Annotated in this window: 9 protein-coding genes and 1 pseudogene; 6 read left to right on the top strand and 4 right to left on the bottom strand. The window is 54.9% G+C overall.

The window, feature by feature from the left end; all coding sequences use genetic code 11:
• Positions 1 to 109: 109 nt before the first annotated feature.
• Positions 110 to 3,838, bottom strand: coding sequence for a TonB-dependent receptor (locus HDF08_RS11185; RefSeq protein ID WP_257030973.1), 3,729 nt, complete (start codon positions 3,836 to 3,838; stop codon positions 110 to 112).
• Positions 3,839 to 4,985: 1,147 nt separating this feature from the next.
• Between HDF08_RS11185 and HDF08_RS22150 the strand changes: the two are divergent.
• The 3 genes and pseudogenes from HDF08_RS22150 to HDF08_RS11195 all read left to right on the top strand — a co-directional run.
• Positions 4,986 to 5,405: pseudogene (locus tag HDF08_RS22150) on the top strand (FG-GAP repeat domain-containing protein); the annotation flags it as partial.
• A gap of 60 nt (positions 5,406 to 5,465) precedes the next feature.
• On the top strand, positions 5,466 to 8,048 hold the full coding sequence (locus HDF08_RS11190; protein WP_353070426.1) for a tetratricopeptide repeat protein: 2,583 nt from the start codon (positions 5,466 to 5,468) through the stop codon (positions 8,046 to 8,048).
• A gap of 53 nt (positions 8,049 to 8,101) precedes the next feature.
• Positions 8,102 to 9,892, top strand: a complete 1,791-nt coding sequence (locus HDF08_RS11195; protein ID WP_179638540.1) for a CRTAC1 family protein — start codon at positions 8,102 to 8,104, stop codon at positions 9,890 to 9,892.
• Between the two features lie 64 nt (positions 9,893 to 9,956).
• On the opposite strand, the gene HDF08_RS11200 is transcribed toward HDF08_RS11195, so the two are convergent.
• Positions 9,957 to 11,711 (bottom strand): carboxypeptidase regulatory-like domain-containing protein, encoded by a 1,755-nt coding sequence (locus tag HDF08_RS11200; protein ID WP_257030976.1) that lies wholly within the window; start codon positions 11,709 to 11,711, stop codon positions 9,957 to 9,959.
• Positions 11,712 to 11,965: 254 nt separating this feature from the next.
• Between HDF08_RS11200 and HDF08_RS11205 the strand changes: the two genes are divergently transcribed.
• Positions 11,966 to 14,188, top strand: a complete 2,223-nt coding sequence (locus HDF08_RS11205) for an alpha-galactosidase (protein WP_257030977.1) — start codon at positions 11,966 to 11,968, stop codon at positions 14,186 to 14,188.
• A 55-nt stretch (positions 14,189 to 14,243) separates the two neighbouring features.
• On the top strand, positions 14,244 to 16,637 hold the full coding sequence (locus HDF08_RS11210; protein WP_179638542.1) for a glycoside hydrolase family 2 protein: 2,394 nt from the start codon (positions 14,244 to 14,246) through the stop codon (positions 16,635 to 16,637).
• Between the two features lie 171 nt (positions 16,638 to 16,808).
• On the opposite strand, the gene HDF08_RS11215 is transcribed toward HDF08_RS11210, so the two are convergent.
• Positions 16,809 to 17,819 (bottom strand): LacI family DNA-binding transcriptional regulator, encoded by a 1,011-nt coding sequence (locus HDF08_RS11215; protein ID WP_179638543.1) that lies wholly within the window; start codon positions 17,817 to 17,819, stop codon positions 16,809 to 16,811.
• Positions 17,820 to 18,762: 943 nt separating this feature from the next.
• On the opposite strand from HDF08_RS11215, the gene HDF08_RS11220 reads away from it, so the two are divergent.
• The gene (locus tag HDF08_RS11220) at positions 18,763 to 21,150 is read left to right on the top strand and encodes a glycoside hydrolase family 31 protein (RefSeq protein WP_179638544.1); all 2,388 of its coding nucleotides are present in this window, start codon (positions 18,763 to 18,765) and stop codon (positions 21,148 to 21,150) included.
• Positions 21,151 to 21,877: 727 nt separating this feature from the next.
• Here HDF08_RS11220 and HDF08_RS21690 read toward each other — a convergent pair.
• Positions 21,878 to 22,501, bottom strand: coding sequence for a 4Fe-4S dicluster domain-containing protein (locus HDF08_RS21690; protein ID WP_257030978.1), 624 nt, complete (start codon positions 22,499 to 22,501; stop codon positions 21,878 to 21,880).
• Positions 22,502 to 22,871 lie beyond the last annotated feature (370 nt).

Consider the following 22,871-nt stretch of genomic DNA (forward strand, 5'->3'; position numbering starts at 1 on the left):
CCTCTGGAATCGCCGTACAAGTACAACGATACGCGCAATTGAGCACCCTGGAAAACAAATATGGGAAAGGCGCCGCTGGAGGCGCCTTTCCCGCGTATTTCAACTCAGATTAATAGTACAGCTTGAGAGCGAATTGAATCTGCCTCGGATCGTAAGGGGCGTCGCGAGTCGAACCGATCTCGCCAAAAGTCGAACTGGTAAAGTTGCCCGAATTTCCGATCGCTGTCACGCCGTTACCGCCGAAGTTAGGAGAATTGAAGTTCGGATGATTCAGGATGTTGAAGAACTCAGCTCGGAACTGCATCGAGAATCGTTCACTAAGCTGGAATGCTTTGAACGCCGAGAGATCCAGCCGATGGAATCCGGGCCCCGTCGTAGTTGACGGCCCGGCACCCAAAAGAGCACTACCCGTTAGAGGGAAACATCCTGTTGGGGTGCCTACAATGGGACCATTTGGCCCCAGCAGACAGGGTTGCTGGAAGGCCAACGGGTTTCCGAACCAACTAAGTTTTCCGTTCGAGTCCTTGTGCAACCCAAGCTTCTGACTCTGTCCGGGCACTTGCACATCGTTGCAGTAGGTTCCGGAGGTAGTTTGCGTCGGACAAGTGAGCGTAATAGGCTGCCCACCTTGGAGCGTCGTGATCCAGTTCAGACTCCACCCTCCGGCGACCGCATCCGCGAGCTTCCCGGAGTTGGCCAGGAACTTCTTATCCTTGCCGAACGGCAACTGGTAACTGCCGCTCAAATGGACCACTTGCCGGATATCGAAGTCTGACAGACCGTAATCGAATCTGGGCCCAAGACCAGGGATCGCGATCGCGCGGTAGCCGTTTGAGTTGCCTGTACTGCCGCCGTTCAACAGGTCGGCAGCATCCGTGAGCGACTTCGAATAAGTATAGGTGGCCAGAAAACTCGTCCCATTGGAAAACTGCTTTTCCAGTTTGGTCTGCAAACCGCTGTAGTTACTAACCCCGAGTGTCTGCTGGTAGCTCGCATTCTGCGCAAAATCCTGGAATGGAACGTAGGGAGTTGTGCTTACGTTCGCCGGCAGAAATTGAGAGACATGATTGCTGCCGACACCCGCTAGATAGTTGTTGCCGTCCGTTAAGACGTAGGCGACTTGCGCGGACAATGTGGGAGTGATCGCATACTGGAAGGTTAAGTTAGCACTTAGCGTAACTGGCGTAATTGATTTGAACTGAAGCCCCTGAAGTTGCAAGCCTGCGGCGTTCACTGCAAGAGGAGTAAAGGAACTGCAACTGAGTCCGGTGCCGATCGGGGCGCTTCCGCCCGGTGAGGTTGCGCACGTGCCATAGGGGTTGGGACCAGCACCGAAGGGTGCGGAGTCGCTGCCGTTTCCCTTGTAGTCGAAGTTGTAGACGAAGGGATAGTTCTCGCCGATGTTCGGTCCGTAACCCTGGTTCTCAAACGCGTTGTAGAAAAGTCCAACCCCTCCACGCATCACAAACTTCGGGTTGATCTGGTAGGCGAAGCCCGCGCGCGGCGCAAAGTTATTCTTCTGCGTCTGGACAAGTGCCTTCCCGTATCGATTGGTCTCCTCAAGCTTGATTCCGTCCTTCGCCAACAGGTCGATAAAGCCGTCCCCGTTGAGAGAAGGATTATTGGCGGTAGACGACAGTGATCGATCTGCCTTTCCTGACGCCGGGATCAGGTACGTCGGTACGCCATTGGGTGGACCACTTTGAACAAAGTTGGCCTGAGCGCCATTCGATTCGGAGATGGGGCTGAAGTAGTCCCAGCGCAACCCTAAGTTAAGGGTCATCTTGGGAGTAACCTTCCAGTCATCCTGGAAATAGAGAGCGAGATAGGTTCTGGTGTCATAGGTCTTGCTGATATTGGAAGCATGGACCTCGTTCGCTCCTCCAACAAAGCCCACCCCGCCTGCATTCGGATAGGTTGCCGCTGTTGGTGTCAGGAGAAACTGCGCACGGCCGGTCTGGTCGCCGCCCTGGCCGGGGACGCCTGCATAGTTGCCATTGAAGTCGAACTCCCCGCGCGAGTACGCCGGTTGCAGGGTGTTGAAGTGTACATCCTGGTACTCAACGCCCATCTTAAAGCTGTGCTTTCCATAAATCTTCGTAAAGTCGTCCACAATCTGGAGGGTCTGGCTGACTTCATCGGACGGCAGGAAGTCATTGCTTCCCAGGTTGTTGAGGCCGCTGATGGAAATGGTTGGAAGGCCGCCGTTCTCAGGCGACTGCGGGACGCCCTGAATTCCGAACGAGGCTGGGATGCCGGTGGTATTGCCGTATGGTCCGAATCGAGTGGTGTGCAGGTGGTTGAAGCCAACTCGCGCAACGTTCACAATCTCCGGGGTAAACACATGGGTCCAAGCCAAGACCGCCTGATCGGACTTCGCCGTCTGATCTCCCTGCTGGAAGCTGCCTCCGTCGGCAATGCCCGTGAAAGGTCCAGGAATAAACTGTGGGTCGTCGACATAGCTGAAGCGAGCGAAGATCTGGTCTTTTGGCTCAGGATTGAAGTCCACGCGCACGTCAAAGGCGTTGCGGTGCTCGTAGAGCTTTGGACTCGTCACATAGTTCGAGGAGAAGCCTCCGCTGGTCGGCGCCGGAAAGAGATTAAGCAGCTTGATTGCGTTCGGGTCTAAGCGAGAAGCAGGAATCTGGTTCAAGTTGCAACCGGCGAGCGTAAATGTCTGTGTTCCTGGACCACATGTGCCGAACGGATCGCGAACATACCCGGTAGTAGTCGCCTTGAAGCCCGATACGCTGTCAAGCGCTCCTGCTGTAACCGCTCGCGTCGTAGCGGGATCTAAAACCGTACCAAACGGTATTGATCGGCCCACATCGTCTGTGCGTGCAGGGCCCGACTGCCCACTGATCAAGTCAGCCAGATTGGTGTACCCGCTGCCCGTCTCTGCAGCGGACGGTACCGACACACCCGATTGAGTATTACCCTGCACGCGCCGGAAGCCCTCATAGTCACCAAAGAAGAAGATCTTGTTCTTGATGACTGGGCCGCCGATGGTGGCTCCAAACTGATTGAACCGCAACTCGCCTTTCTTGGTTTCGAAGTAGTCTGCAGCGTCAAGCTTGTCATTGCGGAAAAACTCCCAGACCGCGCCGTGAAGACCGTTGGTGCCGGACTTGATCGTGGCGTTCAGAACAGCGCCGGCGGCACGGCCAAGCTCAGCGCTGAAGTCTCCTGTCTGTACCTTGAACTCCTGGATCGCGTCCAACGGAGGAAGAATGACGAAGTTCGTTCCGTTCAGGAAGTCTACCGCGTTGGAGTTGTTGTCGATTCCATCCAGCAGGTAGTTGTTCTGCGCGGGCCGCAGTCCATTCGCCGTAAACGCTCCAGAGGCTGCATTTCCGCGTGTGTCCGCCTGAGATGAATTCACGCCCGCGCCAAGCTGCGCGAGAAACGTGAAGTTGCGCCCATTCAGAGGCAGGCTGTTAATAGTGCGTTCAGTTACCACTTGCCCAACCGACGACTCATCCGTCTGCAGCTGCGGCGGCGCAGTCGTCACCTCAACCGTTGTCGTCGCTTCGCCTAGCTTCAGTTGAACGTTTACCTGCAGGTTTTGTCCGACAGCCACCACTAGATTCTTCTGCGAGGTTGTAGAAAACCCCGGGCTCGTGACCGTAATCGTATAGTTGCCGATCCTGACCGGCGAAAAGATATATACACCGGCACTGTTCGTAACGGTCTCCAGAGACAACCCTTGGTCCGTGTTCAATAAGGTCACGTGAGCATTCGGAACAATCGCACCTGCGGCATCTACGACCGTGCCGTTGATTGCTCCTTCGTCGACCTGCCCAAAGACGCATTGGGTCTGAGCCAGGAGAAGGCACAAACATGAAAGGGTTATAAAGCCGAAACGTCTATACCAGCTCATAGCATTGCGATCAAAAGCCATCCGAATTACCTCAATTTTTTCGTTCCATGGTCATTGCGCTTCGCCGAACCCGAAAGGCTATTGAATAGACACGTAAAGCTTTTCCGGATAAAAGTAAGCGTTTACATTTGTCAACGGGAGGAATTTAGTACAACCGGATAACTATTGTCAACCAAAAGGTTGAGACTGCCGTCTGCAGATAGATGGGCTTCTTCCGCGGTGAGTTGTGTTTCCGAGGCACGATCCCAGCTGTGTTTTGCCCGGTGCTAACATTGCCATCTACACGGACCTACCCTAAATGTCGCATCGCAAAAGCGGAAGTTACTTTCTTTCACGGCGAAAGCTCCTCAAGAGCTTAGGCTTAGCACCTGTCCTGTTCCGTCCAGTTGCCTTCCATGCATCTTCATTCCTGCTCGCCCCCTTGGAGACCCTCCCAAGTCAAGCTTCAAACTTCTCCTACGCCGACCTAAGGCTCAGACCCCACTATCCCCAAAAATCTCCATTGGAAGATGTTCTCCGTCTAGTTCCTCCGGGTTCAGATGAGTACATCACCGAGAAATACGCCTTTGAAATCGGGTCACAACTGAATCATTGGAGCCGAGCCCTCGAGGCATCAGCCAATGATCTTTCAGCCTTAGCCAGCTCCTTGGATTCTTCCGTGGAAGCCTCGCCACTGGCTCCCACCAAAGAGATCAGGCTAGGCTCAGGGGATGCGATACATGTCGTGAAGCGACAGTTTTCGTCCCAGGTTGTCCCTGGACGTGAGCGATTTCTCAAGGAGGTTCAAAGATGGCTAGGGCAGCTCTCGTGCGTGGAAACCGCAGAGTTCGAAATCACTGATATCAAGGAAGTCTCGAGCGCTCCCCTTACGGTTCGTCTGGATATCCGATATGACATCGTCGCCAGTCGAAAGGATCAACAGCGCGAGGAGCGAGTTGGATCGTGGCGCACCGAGTGGTCCTACGACGAATCGCGGAACGCATTGGAAACTTGGAAGGCACAAAGATGGGAGGCTACGGAAGAGATCTTGAGCGTCACTGACGGGCCCGTCTTCATTGACGTCACCCATGAATCTTTCGGTGGAACGGAATCGTATACAAAGCAAATGCTTCGCGGGTCCGACTATTGGCGTACGGTCTTGGATGGCGCATGCGGCATCGACGTTTACGGCAACAACGGCATAGCCGCGGGGGATTTCGATAACGATGGATTCGACGATCTTTATGTCTGTCAGCCGGCAGGTCTGCCGAACCGCCTGTACCGCAATCGGGGTGACGGCACCTTCGAAGACGTAACGGAAAGATCCGGAGTCGGAGTGCTGGACAATACCGCATGCGCTCTGTTCGCCGACTTTAGGAATAACGGGTTTCAGGACCTTCTGGTGGTTTGCGGGAGCGGCCCCCTGCTATTCCTAAATAAAGGGGACGGAACGTTTGCGATCAAGCGCGACGCCTTCCAATTTACGAGTCTTCCTCAGGGATCGTTCACACATGCTGCGATTGCCGACTACGATCGCGACGGACTTCTCGACATCTACTTTTGCCTGTACAGCTATTACCTGGGCCTCGATCAGTATCACTATCCAGTGCCCTACTTCGACGCCCGGAATGGCCCAGCCAATTGCCTGCTGCACAATCAGGGGAACGGTACCTTTGTCGAGAATACCGAAGCCGCAGGACTGAATGTTGATAACAACCGATACAGTTTCGCGTGCGCCTGGGGCGAATCCACCTCTAATAGCTTTCCCGATTTATACGTGGCCAATGACTTCGGGCGCAATAACTTGTATCGGAACAACGGAGACGGAACGTTCACCGCAGTCTCGAGCTCGGCCAACGTTGAGGACGTGGGAGCAGGGATGAGTGCCTGCTGGTCCGATTTTGATAACGACGGAAATCAAGATATCTATGTCGCCAATATGTGGTCGGCGGCGGGCCAAAGGGTTTCAACGCAAATGCACTTTCAGGAAAAGGCTTCGGAAGAAATCCGCGCACTCTACCAGCGGCACGCGCGGGGAAATGCGCTCTACAGAAATCAAGGGAATGGGCAGTTTCAAAACATCAGCCAGCGAGCCGGAGTAGAGATGGGCCGATGGGCCTGGTGCTCAGATCTGTGGGACTTCGATCATGACGGCTACCCTGACCTCTATGTCGCCAATGGGTACATCTCCGCCTCTGAGCGTCAATCAGAGCGAAGCGATCTCAGCAGTTTTTTCTGGCGGCAAGTGGTTGCGAAGTCTCCCGAAGACGCTGTCCCCGCTTTGGCCTACGAGCGTGGTTGGAACGCTCTTAACGAATTGATTCGATCGGACACCTCATGGAGCGGCCATGAAAGAAATGTAGCCTTCAGGAACAACCGCGATGGCACATTTTCTGAGGTTTCGGGTGCGCTCGGTTTGGACTTCCCAGAGGACGGCCGCTCTTTCGTCCTCGCCGATCTCGACCACGACGGACGTTTGGAGCTCATCCTCAAAAACCGCAACGCCCCCCAGCTACGGATCCTTCATAATGTGATGAAAGATATCGGCGCCTCGATTGCATTCCGTTTACGAGGCACCAAAAGCAATCGCGATGCGATCGGAACTGCGATTACGGTCAAAGCTGGAACCCTCAGTCAGACAAAGTATCTGCAAGCAGGCTCCGGGTTTCTGGCTCAGCATTCCAAAGAGGTGTTCTTTGGGGTTGGGAAGTCGGAGGGACCGACCAGCGTCACGATCTGTTGGCCGAGTGGGCTTTCTCAAAAATTCGAGAATTTACCAGTAAACCACCGGATCGAAATCGAAGAGGGTGCCCCCGCATTTATAGCCAAACCCTTCGCCGCCCCCAACCCTTCCTTGGCACAAGCAGGCGCCCCGCCGACGTTAGAGCCTCTACCATCACAGGTTGATACGTGGCTCATTGAACCCATAATGGCGCCAGAGTTTTCCCTACCTGATCTCACGGGCAGCATGCGAAGTCTCCAAGCTCTACGCGGTAACTTTGTGCTTCTCAACTTCTGGGCAACAACAGCGCCGCTCTGTCCCGACCAGCTGAGACTTCTTAATCATCACTGGTCAGCCTTCACCGCAAGCCAACTGAAGATCCTCGCAATGGGCGTCGACGAACTGTACGATCTCGATAAAGCTCGGTCATTCGCGGCGCAAGAGAAATTTTCCTTTCCGCTTGTCTTCGCAACCGTAGAGATAGCGGGAATTTATAACATCATCTATCGCTACTTGTTCGATCGTCGCAGAGACCTAGCGATTCCAACCTCCTTCCTGCTGGACAGAGACGGCATGATCGTCAAGGTTTATCAGGGACTGCTTAGCGCCGAGCGTCTCCTCGAGGATGTAAGGTCTGTTCCAACCACGGCAGCGGGTCGCATGCAAAAGGCGATGCCTCTAGGCGGAGTGCTCTACCAAGGCGGATTTCAACGCAATGACTTTACTTACGGGGTAGCGCTCTTTCAGCATGGTTATCTCGAACAGGCCGCTGAGTCATTCAAGCAGGTCATCGCCGCAAAACCGGATGATCCGGAAGGCTATTACAACCTGGGGACACTCAGCCTGCGAAGAAATGACTTCAAGCAGGCACGCCAATACCTTCAACAAACGCTGAAGCTGCGTCCAAACTATCCCGAGGCGTGGAACAATCTTGGAATGATGGCTGCCCAGGAAGGCCATCCTGACGAAGCCATCCAGAACTTTCAACAGTCATTACTCCTCAGACCAACCTATGCCATTGCTCTTTTGAACTTGGGAAATGTGTACCGACGACAGGGCGCTGTGGAGAAGGCACAGAACTGCTTGAACCGCGCGATCGAAATTGAACCCGACAATCCTGAAATCAACTACAGTCTCGGTATGTTTTACGCACAGAAAAGCGAGATGCAAAACGCATCGGATTATCTGCAAAAAGCCGTCGGATTGCGTCCCGATTATCCTGAAGCACTGAACAACCTTGGCGTTCTTTTCGTGAGAGAGCAGGACTACGCGAAGGCAGAGGAGCGGTTCAAGACTTGCATCCGCATCGTCCCAAGTTTCGACCAGTCCTATCTCAATCTTGCTCGGCTCTACGCATTGCGCAACGACAGGAAAAAAGCCAAAGAGGTTTTGCAGGATCTGCTCCGCATTCAGCCTGAGAACCCGAGCGCCATACACGCCACGGAGATGTTGAACGAAGTGCCTTAATCGAAGTTTCAAACCCCGACCCAACCAATCCTGTCCCTCTATAATCGCAACCTATGAATCTTCCCCGGCGTCGCTTCCTCGGTTCATCTCTTGTTATGCTTGGCACCCCATTGATGGAAGCGCTAACCACTCCGCTCTGGCAATGGAGAGACCCAACGCTGATCCAAGCCGCCAAATCAAATCCCCTGCCCCCAGTGCAGTTTGTGGACGTCGCGCAGCAAGCCGGATTGACAATCCCAAATGTGTGGGGCGGTATCGACCACAAGCGCTCCATTATCGAGGCCAAGGGAAGTGGGCTGGCTTTTTTTGACTACGACCACGACGGTTGGCTGGACATCTATCTCACCAATGGGAATCGACTGGATGCCCATTGGCCCGTTGGAAAGGCACCAATATCTCATCTCTACAAGAACAATCGCGATGGCACGTTTACTGATGTCACCGAGAAGTCAGGTCTGGGCGTCACCGGTTGGCAGACCGGCGTCTGCATCGGCGACTACGACAACGACGGATGGGACGATCTATTTTGCACGTTCTGGGGGCATAACATCCTCTTCCACAACAATGGAAATGGAACCTTTACTGATGTCACTCATCATGCCGGCCTTTATCAGGAACAGTTCCGTTGGGGCGCTGGCTGCACCTTTCTCGACTATGACAGGGACGGCCACCTCGATCTTTTCGTCTGTAACTATCTCAAGTTGAATCCGGAGACAATTCCAGCCGCAGACGATACGCACTATTGTCAGTGGAAGGGAGTGCCCATCATGTGCGGCCCCCGCGGCCTTCCTGGCGACACGAACATTCTTTATCACAACAATGGAGACGGCACCTTTACCGACGTCTCGCAAAAGTCGGGCATCCTGAAACCCGGCCCGAGATACTCTATAACCTCCGTCTCTTACGACTTCGACAACGACGGCTGGCCTGACATCTATGTTGCGGTGGACTCACAACCGAGTATTCTTTTCCAGAACAATCACGACGGAACGTTCACCGATGTCGCCGTTATCGCCGGTTGCGCCTACAGCGATAGCGGCCATGAGCAGGCCGGAATGGGTGTCGCGGTCGCCGACTACGATTGCGACGGCTGGTTCGACATCTTCAAGACCAACTTCGCGGACGACACCTGCAACCTTTACCACAACAACGGCGATGGAACCTTCAGCGATGTTACGTTTCCCTCTGGGGTTGGAATCAATAACCGCTATGTCGCATGGGGATGCGCTTTTATTGACTATGATAATGATGGCTGGCAGGACATCCTTCAGGTAAATGGACACGTTTACCCCGAGATCGACAACTACCATTTCGATCAGACCTTCAAGAACCCGCGCTTGGTTTACAAGAACCTTGGCAATGGACGCTTCAAGGATGTTTCGTCGTCGATGGGGCTCGGCATCGCCGAACATTTTTCCAGCCGGGGCGCGGCCTTCGGAGACTATGACAACGACGGGAACATGGATGTGCTGATTCTTAACATGAACGATTTGCCATCACTCCTTCGCAACAACGGAGGCAACAAACAAAACTGGATCAAGATCAAACTACTTGGCGTGAAGTGCAATCGCACCGCAATCGGAGCTCGTGTGCGGGTCATAATTGGCAAGCACATACAAATGGACGAAGTCCATAGCGGTACAAGCGTGATGTCGCAGAGCGATCTGCGCATTCACTTCGGTCTGGGCAAGGCCGAAGTAGTGGATGTAATTGAAGTCAAGTGGCCGACGACGCAAAAGATCGAACGATTCCTGCAGGTCAAACCGAATCAGATACTAACCATCCGCGAAGGCTACGGAATCGTCGCAACTTTCAAGCCCTCCTCCACCTCGCGCTCCACATAGGGAGATGTGACCGGTTCTCATCAGCGATGCGCAGTCGACAAGCGCTGGATCAGTCTGCTTGCTTTTATCGTGCCGTCGAAGGAACGGGCTGATCTGGCAGAATGATGAGGAATTGCTTAACCTCGCGGCGTTTCTTCTCAATGGCCTCTGCCTGTTGACTCTTGATCTCATCGTGAAGCTTGAACTCTTCTTCGGCCTTCGCTCGTTCACCGACTCGGTCATAGGCTAGCGCGAGCCGGTAATGGGCCTCGCCCAGCTGCGGCTCCCCTTCGATTGCCATTTTATAAAAATCGATCGCCTCGGAAAATTCGGATCGAGACGCAGACAGTATCCCGAGCTGGAGGTAAGCGTCGCCGCATTTTGCATCGATAGAGACAGCTCTCGCAAGCAGCGCCTCGGCCTGATTCATGGTCTGGGTCTCCTCCGAATAGTGCTGCCTCTTTAGGATCGCCATCGCATAAAAATAGTTGGCAAGAGCATTATCAGGCTGCTCCTTTACAAACCGTGCCAGTCTCTGCTCAACACACGACAATATATCGGGAGCCACAATCTGCATCTTACCCATAAACATATACGGCTCAGAGTCCATCGGGTCAAGATCAGAAGCATGGCACAGGCGAGCGGCCGCCTCCTCGTACAGCGCGCCGGCAAAGAGAGCCGCACCCAGGGCCGTAAGCATTCTGGCCGACCTAGGGTAGGTTTCGTTGCCTCTGCGAAAGACCTCCTGTGCCTGCCAAATAGCTCGATGAATTAACAACTCAGAACCCCACTCAAAATAATTCTGTTCACTGGGTTCCAGTTGGACCGCCTCCTCATACTCATGAACGGCGGCTAGAGGATTGCCTGATGTCTCATCCAACTCACCCGCAAGCCGATATAGCTTCCCGTTCCCATGTTGCTTGAGTAGCTCATGGACGCGATCGAGGGCCGCCGCAGTACGACCACTCCGGTCATAAGCCAGAATTAGGTCGTACTGGTTCTTCAGATTCTCCGGATTAATCCGATATGCATTTTGTAGAGGCGCTAACGATTCGCCGTACCGGCCAGTTCGAAGATAGAATTCACCAAGCTTATGGTTCGCTTCAAAGCTTCCCGGAGAATGTTTCAACTCTGAGCGCAACTTGCCTTCAATCTCCTTTCTAACAGGAGCAGCATCAGCTGTTCCAATACTGCCTGTCTGATCCCATGGTTTGAGCGTAACTGTTTCACTCGCGAGAGCTTCGCTGGTCCGCAGCATAGAGTCCGATCCATGCCCCCCTACCGCCGTCCAATCAGTCACTCCCGCAACGGTGAAGTTCGGTTTGTCGGCGAACGCCATAGCTTGTCCGGAAGACGAAGAGTTTGTCCCGGGCGTAAATTGGCCTGAACCTCCATCTTCTAGGACCAGATCAACCTTCTGTTGGGTGCCCTTTGAAGATGGTGTGACAGTTACAGCGCGGCCACGGAATCCCGGTTTCTCCGCGCTCAGCCGATATATTCCCGGTTGAATGGGCGAAAACGCGAACGTGCCATCTGCGTTGGTTTGAATCTCGATACCAGCATGAGCCCCCTTCTGTTCGAGCCTCACGACTGCGCCGTCGACAGGTTTACCGTTTGGAGAATGGACAGTTCCCTGTACAACCCCCGTCACGTCAGCAGAGATCTGCTGCGCAAATGCCAAGTCAAGGGAGACAACAAACAGAAGCACAGCGACAGCCACCAAAACACCACGAACCCAACTAGCAGCGCCCATTTTGGCGTGAGAAAGTAATTCGCGCGATATTACCCTCGGTGAATTCGCTGCACTCGTCTCAAACAGGTTGTTAGTGGGGTTCTTCATGTACTTGACTGCAACTATAACTCCGTCTCTTTCAGGAGGAAGGTGAATCGCGTTTGCCCTGTTTTGAATTGCATTTCTCGACTTGGCGTAGCAACCATCATCATATAAACGCGAATTGCAAGCACGATCCCTTGTAGCATCCACAAATTTACAATTGCTAGCCTGCAATGTATGCGCGTACATTAGACAAGATCGAACGAACCCGCGCTCTGCGCCGCGCAGATACTTTGACTCTCCAAACTAAGGAGCTCTTCTTGCCTGGACGTAAAGTCTACCTCGTTCTTCTTGCGGCGCTAGTGACCTCAGGGGCTGCGCTCCCTCAGTCTGCGATTCGTTACGATCCTGCTACACGCGTCTGGCAGTTGTCCGCAGGTGAGATGACCTACGAAATAGGGGTCAACGATCAGAACGGTCTCCAGACAATGTACTGGGGTCCACGCCTAGAAGGGCCGTCGACTCCAGCCACGCCAAAAGCCTACCCGGAGGCCGCCTCCTTCGATCCTTCCGTGTCGGCCACCCCACTCGAATACGCCGGTTGGGGTGGCGGCATACCGACGCAGCCCGCCCTCAAAATCAGCTTCCCGGACGGCAACCGTTCGCTCCTCCTCGACTATCTCGATAGCAAACAGACCGACGGCCCCAACGGCAATCAATTGGAGATCACACTCCGTGACCGCCTCGCCGAGGTCTATGTCCATCTTTTCTACAAGGTGTACGCGCCAGGTATTCTCGCTCGCTGGTCTCAAATCGAAAATCGCACCAAGGGAGTCATCACGGTAGAACAAGCCGCCTCCGCAACCCTCAACCTGCCTCCAAGTACCTCCTACGAGCTAAGCTCACTAAGTGGCCGCTGGGGAGCCGAGTGGCAGTTGCACACCGTCCCCCTTGTGCCTGGCCACAGCGTGCTGGAAAGCCGCCGCGGCAGCACCTCACACCAGTCCAATCCATGGCTCGCCATCGGACGCACCGGCGAGACCACCGAGACAGCAGGCCCCGTTTGGTTCGCCGAACTCGGCTGGAGCGGGAGCTGGCAGATAGACGTCGAACAAACCTTCAGCCATCGCGTCAAAATCACGGGCGGCTACAACAACTTTGACTTCTCCTATCCTCTCGGTCCGGGGGAATCTCTCAAAACCCCCATCTTCTACGCGGGCTACACCAGCAAAGGACACGGCGAAGCCTCGCGAATTCTTCACCGCTTCCAGCAACAGCAGATTCTGCCCGGAGCACCGCATCCCAAACCACGGCCCATCATCTACAACTCCTGGGAGGCAACCGGATTCAACGTCAACGAAGCCGGCCAGCTGGCCCTCGCCGAAAAGGCCGCCAGCCTCGGCGTTGAGCGCATGGTTATCGATGACGGCTGGTTCGGCCAGCGCGTCACCGACCACGCCGGTCTCGGCGACTGGTACGTCAACCAGACGAAGTTCCCCCACGGCCTCAAACCCGTCATCGATCGCGTCCATCAACTCGGCATGGACTTCGGCATCTGGGTCGAACCCGAGATGATCAACCCGGACAGCGATCTCTATCGCAAGCACCCCGAGTGGGCGATGAACTTCCCTGGCCGCCCGCGCACCGAAGCCCGCAACCAACTCGTGCTCAACCTCGCCCGCGATGACGTAAAGCAGTACATCCTCAGCTTTCTGGACAAGCTTGTAAGCGAGAACGACATCGCCTTCCTCAAGTGGGACTACAACCGCAACTGGTCCGAGCCGGGCTGGGATGCAGTGCCATTGCCGGAGCAGAAGGAGATCTATGTTCGCTACATCAACAACCTCTGCGAGATACTCGCCGAACTGCGCAAACGACACCCGAAGCTCGAGATCGAGTCCTGCTCCGGCGGTGGCGGCCGCGTCGACCTCGGCATTCTCCGCTACACCGACGAGGTCTGGCCCTCCGACAACACCGATGCTCTCGACCGCCTTTCCATCCAGGATGGCTTCTCCCACGCCTACACCCTTGGAGTCATGGTGGCGTGGGTCACCGACGTCCCAAACTTCCTCGACCGCCGTATCATCCCGCTGCAGTTCCGCTTTACGGTCGCTATGACTGGTGCTCTCGGAATCGGAAGCGACGTCACCAAATGGACGGCTGACGAATCCGCTCTCGCCACAAATCTCATAGCGTTCTACAAAACCATCCGCTCCACCGTGCAGCAAGGCGCGCTGTATCGTCTCATCGCACCTGAGACCAGCGAGCAGACAGCGCTCGAGTACGTCGCCGAAGATGGCCATCAGGCAGTACTCTTCGCCTTTCTGCACTCGCAACACTACGGAGAACCATTTCAAACTCTTCGCGCTCAGGGACTCGAGCCGGCAGCCCTCTACCGGGTCAAACCACTCGATCCACTAAAAGCGCCAGGCTTGCCGCAGGAGATGACCGGTAGTGAACTCATGGGACCGGGCATCTCCCTTCATCTCATCGGCGACTACGACAGCACCGCAATTGTCTTCGAGAAGGTCGAACACAAATAACACCTCCTTCAATCCCAAACGAATCTTCTCTAACTCATAGAACGGACCCGACAGTATGAACCGCAGAAACTTTCTCACCTCCACCGGAACAGTCCTTGCAGCCGGTGCCATAGCCCCCGCCGCCACCAGCCATGCGATCGCCCCCGTCACCACTCCTGGCAGCCGCATGATCCTGCCCATCAATCGCGGCTGGCGCTACAGCCCCAAGACATCGAGCGAGGGCCATTCCCCCGGGTTCGACGATTCCAGCTTTACCCGGGTCGTCGTCCCGCACACCAACGTTCGTCTGCCCTGGCACAGCTTTGACGACAAGACCTACGAGTTCATCTCCCTCTACCGTCGACCCCTTAACGTCCCTGCCGCCGCACGCGGAAGGCGCGTCTTTGTTGACTTCGAAGGCGTCATGACCGCATCGACCGTCTATCTCAACGGCACGAAGCTCGGCGAGTACCGCGGAGGATATACGCCCTTCTCCTTCGAACTCACCCAGCATCTTGACCCTTCCGGCAAAAACCTCCTCTCCGTCGACGTCGACTCCACCGAGCGCGCCGACATCCCCCCTTTCGGCAACGAGGTCGACTACCTCACCTTCGGTGGCATCTATCGTGAGGTATCACTCCGCGTCGTCCCCCAGACCTTCCTTGAAAACATCTACGCTCGTCCAAAGAATGTGCTCAGTGCCGCCCCCACCGTTGAGGTCGAATGCTTCCTGGATCGCGCCCCCGACTCCCGTCTCGGAGCACTTTCGATCCGCGCCGAACTCCGTCGCGAGCACGAGGACAAGGTCATCGCCATCGCCACACAAAAGATCTCCGAACCGTCGCCAATCGAACACCATGAAGCCGATGCCGACCAGGCGCTCGGCGCTCTTCCGCCCACCTCCCCGGTCCCCGGCTCCTACACGCTTACTCTCGATAAGCTAGGCAAGCTCAACCTCTGGGATCTCGAAACTCCGCACCTCTACACGGTTCACGTCCAACTTCTCGAAAACGGCAAAGTCATCGACGAAGACGCACGCCGCATCGGCTTCCGTGAGGCGACGTTCACCCCGCAAGGCTTCTCGCTCAACGGAAAGATCGTCAAGCTCCACGGCCTCGATCGCCACCAGACATTCCCCTTCGTCGGCCAGGCGATGCCCGCACGCGTCCAACGACAAGACGCAAAGATCCTCCGGCACGATCTTCGCTGCAACATCGTCCGCACCTCACACTATCCGCAGTCCCGGTACTTCCTGGACGCCTGCGACGAGATCGGCCTGCTCGTCCTCGAAGAGATTCCCGGCTGGCAGCACATTGGCGATAAGCCCTGGCAGGATATCGCGGTCGATAATGTTCGCCGCATGATCCGCCGCGACTGGAACCACCCGTCCATCATCCTCTGGGGCGTCCGCATCAACGAGTCACGCGACAACCACGACTTCTACACCCGCACCAACGCCCTTGCGCACGCGCTCGACGAGCTGCGCCAGACCGGCGGCATCCGTTACTTCCAGGAGTCCGAATTCCTCGAAGATGTCTTCACCATGAACGACTTCGGCTGGCCACTGAAGGCCCCAAACCATCCCCTCTACCTCAACACCGAGTTCGTCGGCCACACCTTTCCCACCAAAACCATCGACAGCAAGGAGCGTCTGCAGGAGTTCGTCGTCCGCCACGCTCGCGTCCACGACACTCTCGCCTCCAACCCCCAATACTCAGGCGGCATCGGCTGGTGCGCCTTCGACTACAACACGCATAACAACTTCGGTTCCGGCGACCGCATCTGCTACCACGGCGTCATGGACATCTTCCGCACACCGAAGTCCGCCGCAGGCTTCTATAAATCGATGTGCGAACCCGCCGAAGAGATCGTGCTCGAACCCGCCTTCCACTGGGCTCGCAACGACGAATCGATCGGCTTCACCACCGCCATGATCTCCTCCAACTGCGACCACCTCAAGCTCTTCGTCGAAGACTCCAAAGGCGAACGCCTCGTCGGCGAAGGCGATCCCGACCGCAAACAGTTCCCTTCCCTTAAACACGCGCCCTTCACCATCCCGCTCGGCGAAGGCTTGCGCGCCTGGGGAGACCTCCGCATCGAAGGCTACATCGGCGGCAAACAGGTCATCTCAAAACGTTACTCCGGCAAGGGCGTCGATCAGCAATTCGTGCTGTTGCCCGACGATCATGAACTGATCGCAGACGGTGCCGACACCACCCGCGTCGTCCTCCGAGTCAACGATGAATTCGGCCAGGTACGCCCCTTCGCCAACGATGCCATCCGGCTTGAACTCGAAGGTCCCGGCGAGATCATCGGCGACAACCCCTTCAGTCTCATTGGAGGCACGGGAGCCATCTGGATCCGCACGAAGGAACAGCCTGGCAGCCTCCGCCTGCGCGCCATTCACCCAGTCCTCGGCGAGCAGACCGTCGACATTCAGTGCTCCGCAGCCTCACCCGAACAAGCCTGACCAACTCACCCATTGCCGCAACGCTAGTTCCACAGAGACCGAATATCCCATCCTTTCGCAGTCCCATCGCGATAGGATGGGATATTCGTGCGAAAGCACGGACCGCAGTAAAAACCGCCCTGTGACAAAGCCTTCCCTGAGCCGTACTACAAATCTCAGACAAAACCAACTTTACTTTTTCGGTGGTCCCGTCGACTTCCTGACCACCAGCACAGGCTCAATTACGCGGTTTCTTCCCGGACGCGGTTCAATCTGGTGCCCATCATAACTTTCAAACAGAGCCTGAAAGGCAATCTGTGCAATCTCCGTTCTGGGCAGGCGGATCGTCGTCAGAGCAGGATGGGTAAAGGCGCTCATGTGAATATCGTCGAAGCCGATCACCGAGATATCCTCCGGCACCCGCAAACCCTGTTCATGGATCTCGTCGATCGCCCCGATCGCAGTGAGATCGTTCGACGCCATCACGGCCGTCGGCAACTTCTTAGAAGTTAGCATGCGCTTCATCGCAATCTTTCCGCCTTCGATCCGATGATCTCCTTCCTCGATCCATGTCTCTTTCATGCGGGGCTTATCGACTGCCATGCCCTTCATGAATGCGTCCAGACGTTTCCGCGCCGAGATCAGCCTCAATGGGCCGCTGATAAATCCGATCCGGCGATGATTTAGCGTTCTCAGATGCTTCATCGCCTGTCCGATGCCTGTCTTGTAGTCCACATTGATAGTGTTGACTCCAAGCGCCGGCTTCCCGCCATCTAAAAACACCAGCGGAATGCCACGTTTGCCGAAAGGCCCTATCAGCGCCTCATCCATCTCGGAGGTCATAATGGCGACCCCGTCCACTTTGCGCTCCAGCATGCGGCTCAGGCAATGCTCCATCCTAACCGGATTGTAATCAGTGTTCGCGACCAGCACCTCCTGTCCGTGTTCTACCGCAATGGTCTCAAACGCTTTCACCAACTCAGGGAAAAAGGGATTGGTGATATCGGAAATGATCAGCCCAAACATGCTGCTGCGGCCAGTTCCCAACGCTCGCGCATTCCGGTTGGGGTAGAAGTTCAACTCACGAATGACTTCCAGAACCGCCGCAGCCGTCGATGCCCGCACCAGTTCTGGTCGATTGATTACCCGACTAACTGTGGCAGTTGAAACGTTGGCGCGTCTGGCGACAGCTTCAATATTCATAAATCCCCGCGAGAACGGCGTTAGCCATAACCGATTTTCGCAATCATCGTTTGACCGATGCTGATAGCAACCGGACATGAATTGAATATATCTTCTATCAACGCATTCGGAAGATTGTATCCAAATGTCTATTTGAGAGGTTGATTCTGGGATATGTTCTTGCGTTTGCGATTGGGAACGGTCAAGCCAACAAGACCTCTGCTCGACACTATGAGGACCTTGTTCGAAGCCATGGTCGTTAAGCACTCTCTCAACTGCGATGCGGCTACGGCGATTCGCGCTCACGCGCCAATGACAAGAAATAAAGTGAAAGGAGGAGTAGGAATGACTCTTGCAAACATTTTTGGCCCAACTAATGCAAGCGGAAAGGTGCCCCCATCTGCTCCGTGATCAGCTCATTCAAGGTCAACGGGTTCGAACCGGAACCCCTGCTTTATTGTGTCCCGGGTCAGACTGCAGCCATCCAATAAGCAAAATCACCGAGCTGCCGTCATGGAATGCCTCGCTCGACACCCGCTACACCCCTACCAATACGTCTCCCCATCACGCTACGTGGAGACATAACTCTTGAGGGTAACTTCGGCTGACAAATCGTAGCTTGACAGAAGTCTTGCTGTGCATGTACGCAGGTTTGCGTAAACATTACAGTTTACGTATAAAATTCTTGACAATTCCGCTGTCGTTCTTTTCTCCCGATGCCAACAGACGGGTTCGCCACGCAAACTTGCCGTGCTTTTTAACGCAGCGTTTGCGGGTTAACAGGCTTCGCCTCAACACGATGCTTGATCGCTAAAACCCTGATTCAGGAGAGCCACATATGTTGTATCCGCTTTTCCAACGCACCGTTTCGCGCATTGCCTAGAAGCCATGGTATCCGGTTGCCTGCTTACGATGCAGAAGTATCGTATTGTCGAAAGATCGGTATCACACTCAAGAGGCGCTAATGAATCATTGGTTCTCTACCTTGCTGTTCCTAGCTGTTCCGGCAATCTCACTGGGACAATCACTGCCACTCCAGAGAAACGGTCAAAAGATCACGATCGAGCCCTATGCGCCAAACATCGTACGTGTCACATTGAGCATGATTGCCCGAGAGGCCGCGATTGGTCCAGGTTATGGCTTCGTGGCTAAGCCGGAACAAACTGGCTGGATACACACCTTGCGGGGAGATGGTGCCGACGTCTACAAGAGTCAGCGAATGACCGTGATAGTTGCTCCGGAGCATCAACGGAGTCCAAATGAAAGACTCCCGGATACCGCAAAGTTCTTTTCAGGCTCTGTGCCCGGCACAGACATTTCTGTCACATTGCCGGACGGTTCCTCGCTCACTGAGATGAATGGCTGGCAGATGGCTGAGTTGAACCAAAAAGACGACACTCTCAAGAATGCGCGGGGTATAAAGGCGGAGGACCTGCCACTTTACACCGTCGGCGCAAGTTTCCGGGCAGCCGACGACGAGCATTACTACGGTCTGGGTGAAAATCAAGAAGGCTACCTCGACCACCGGCAACGCCCTATCACATGTGTGGCTAATTATCTCGCCCCTGCTTCTCCATCGTACTGTGTTCCGTTTTTGGTCACAAATAAGGGGTACGGAATCGTATGGGACAACCCATCGTCCACAACCATTTATCCAGCCTTTGACGGCGAAACAAAATGGACATCGACGCTCGGCAGAAGAGTTTCGTTTTTTGTCATCGCGGGAGATACCACCGACGAGATCTATGAGGGTTATCGGCTGCTTACAGGCGCGACACCGATGCTGCCAAAGGCGGCATACGGTTTCATTCAGTGCAAGCAGCGTTATAGCTCGCAGGCAGAAGTGCTCGCCGTAGCCAAAGGCTATCGCGAACGCCATCTGCCCTTGGATATCATCGTCGTGGACTGGTTCTATTACACTCAGATGGGTCAGTATGACTTCGATGTCCAGGCATGGCCCGATCCTGTGGCCATGAATAAGCAACTACATACTGACAACGTCGAGTCGATGATTAGCGTGTGGCCACGTTTTGCGCCAGGGTCGCGTTATTACGACTTCCTCTTCAACAAAGGCTGGTTCGAACACTACGCAAGTGGACTTCCTGTGACCGCCGACGAGCCGGCACCGGGCAAGCCAGTTGACGGCATGCCATACGATAAAGCAGGATCAGACATCGATACGACAAACCCCGAGGCAGCCACTTGGTGGTGGAACCTGATTCGAGACAATATTGCTGCAAAAGGTTTCGACTTCTTCTGGGCCGACGAAACCGAACCAGACCTTCCGCCTGACGGAGCTTACCTGAGCATCGGTCCAGGGACACAGTACTTCAATGTGTATCCGTTATCGCACACCGGAGCGATCTATGACGGCATTCGCCGGGACAAGCCGCAACAACGTTCTCTCACGCTTTCGCGGGACGCTTATCTCGGAGCCCAGCGAAATGGCACAATCTTCTGGTCGTCGGACATCTCGCCCACATGGGATACTCTGCGGCGCCAGATTCCAACTGGCCTCAATACCGCAGCCTCTGGCATTGCCTACGCGGGTAACGATATCGGTGGTTGGCAAGATCTTCCCTACAGGCATACTCCGTCTCATACACCACTCATTGATCCCACAAGCGCGCGCAATAATGTGGGGCAATATGATGATTATCCGGAGCTTTACGTACGCTGGTTCGAGTATGGAACCTTTCTCCCAACCATGCGCACACATGGTACTCGACGCTACAACGAGGTCTGGAGTTACGGAACCGAGGCCCAGCCGATCCTTGAGAAGTATCTGAAGCTGCGGTACACGCTCATGCCCTACATCTACTCGTTAGGCTGGTTTACTCATCAGACCGGCGCACCGTTCATGCGGGCGCTGTTTATGGACTTTCCACATGACAACAAAATTTCGAATATAACCGACGAGTACATGTTCGGTCCTGCGTTGCTCGTCGCGCCGGTGGTTGAGCAAGGAGCCAACACCCGCGAAGTCTACCTCCCAGATGGTGCTGACTGGTACAACTTCTGGACGAATGAGAGATTGCATGGCGGCCAAACACTTACGGCGAACGCTCCTATCGACACTATTCCGCTTTTTGTGAGAGCTGGATCAATCCTACCGTTGGGAGCTCCAGTCGAAAGCACGCATGGTCAGCAGGCGATCGCAAAGGTAAAAGTGTACCCCGGAGCAAATGGAGAGTTCACGCTCTACAACGACGACGGCACAACCTACGCCTATGAAAAAGGAGACAGGCAGATTACAACTCTCAAGTGGGACGACGCTACCGGCAAGCTGAAACAAGAAGGCGCCAATGCTTGGGACGAAAAAGAGACTGGTCTGGTTGAAATCGTGCGCTAAGATTCTCATTAATTTAATCGTTGCCATAATTTGTCCCGCCGCGTAATACCATTCTTTAGTAAGAACCAGCCCGTTTGTAGCTGATGGTGGTGCGGCCGGAACGCTTCGCGGAAGTCGACGTCACAATTTTAGATTTTGAAAGGAAAGGCGCTTGTGTCCGCGGACCAGTCATATTGAAGCGTAGTAACGGCTGAAGGGTCGCTGGTCCGAATAAACGGCCCATCTTTGCTGCGTGCTTTCGCTTAACTATTGGTAGCGGTAAAGTAGTCTAAGCGTGATGCCATCCGGCCGTGGCAGTGTCAGCGATCGGGAAGTCTGTAGGTAGATTTTCAGCGACGCGCGCAACTCACACTGGGATGAGCAAGCGGCGTAGGGATGGGCCCGCCGAGGTTCTCTTCTCGCTTGTTTAGGCTTTTCTTTTCTCTTTAGGTGTCCAGTGGGGATATTTCTCTTTTCAGAGGAGCGAAGCGAGACCATGAAAGCAGACTTTTTTTTTTGATCTAGCCGAAGAACTTCCCTGGCGGAATCCGATTTCCGCTTGCCGATCATGGCTAAATGAGTGACTGGGCGATTTATTACCAACTGAAAAGACCGCCACATTCCAGTTTGCCGACCATTCGCGAATTGACAGTTGCCTTGTTAGCACAAGGACCTTTACCAAGGCTGATGAGAAGAATGTACTTGCAGGACGCGACATAGGGATTCACTTGCGAGGTCCATTCCTGAATCAAGCAATCCGTTTAGCCATTGTGGCGAGCAGCTTGGATCGCGCATCTGGTTTCGTCCATGGGCAGATTGCAATACAGATTCCGCAGGATGCCGCCTCGGCAAAATAGGGGATGCACTTGTCGAAGTCTACATACCAGCGTTCCACACCACGGACCATCTGCTTCTGTTCCAGGATGGCACTGGGAGGACAGGCCCTGGTACACGCCTGGCAGCTTTGGCAAAAATCATCAGCTCCAAAGCGGATCGGATCTGTTGCGACAAGGGGCATGTCGGTTGTAACGCCCGCGAGACGAACGCCTGCCCCAAACTGTGGACTGATCAGAGAACCGTGCTTGCCCAGCTCACCGAGACCCGATGCGATTGCTGGTGGGACGAGCAGCAACGCATCAGCCATTGGACCTGGATACGCGTGTGCGTCGTATCCTTGCGAGCGTATCCAGTTCGCAAGCGCATAGGACGCTCGTGTGCCTCGGGCGTATTGATCGCCAACGTCGCTCACTCCGATCCCGTTCGTTTCATCCGAAGGAACCTGCCGAAGGCGCTCGTAGTTGTGTGCGAGCGCAAGTACGATGACCCACGGCTCTTCGATTGTGTAACCCTCGAAGACATACAGCGGATCCATCGCTGCAACGCCGACTGCATCGGCTTCGTGAGTGAGCGCAATGCCTTCATCTCAGATGTAAGCTGCTCGGCAGGAGCCACATTTCGTTGTTCCGCTATGGGACAGAGCTCTGGGTGATTGTACGCAGCGGCAAAGGCCTCCGCTGCACCGGGACAACGCCGCGAGCTCTGCCGGGCAACAATTTGCAAATCGCCGTACGGATGCTGGTTCGGCGGATGCCAGAAGAATGGGGAAGCTCTACGAACGGCAGTTTCGCCGACACCATTGATTGCATTACCCGACACTCGCAACAGTGCGAGAGTATCCGGACTCGGAGTGTAAGGCCTGCGTCTAATGCCGTCCAAGCTAGCTTTTTTTGACATCGTTCACC

The sequence above is a fragment of the Tunturiibacter empetritectus genome, assembly GCF_013410875.1.
In the GTDB taxonomy this organism is placed as follows: Bacteria; Acidobacteriota; Terriglobia; order Terriglobales; family Acidobacteriaceae; genus Edaphobacter; species Edaphobacter empetritectus.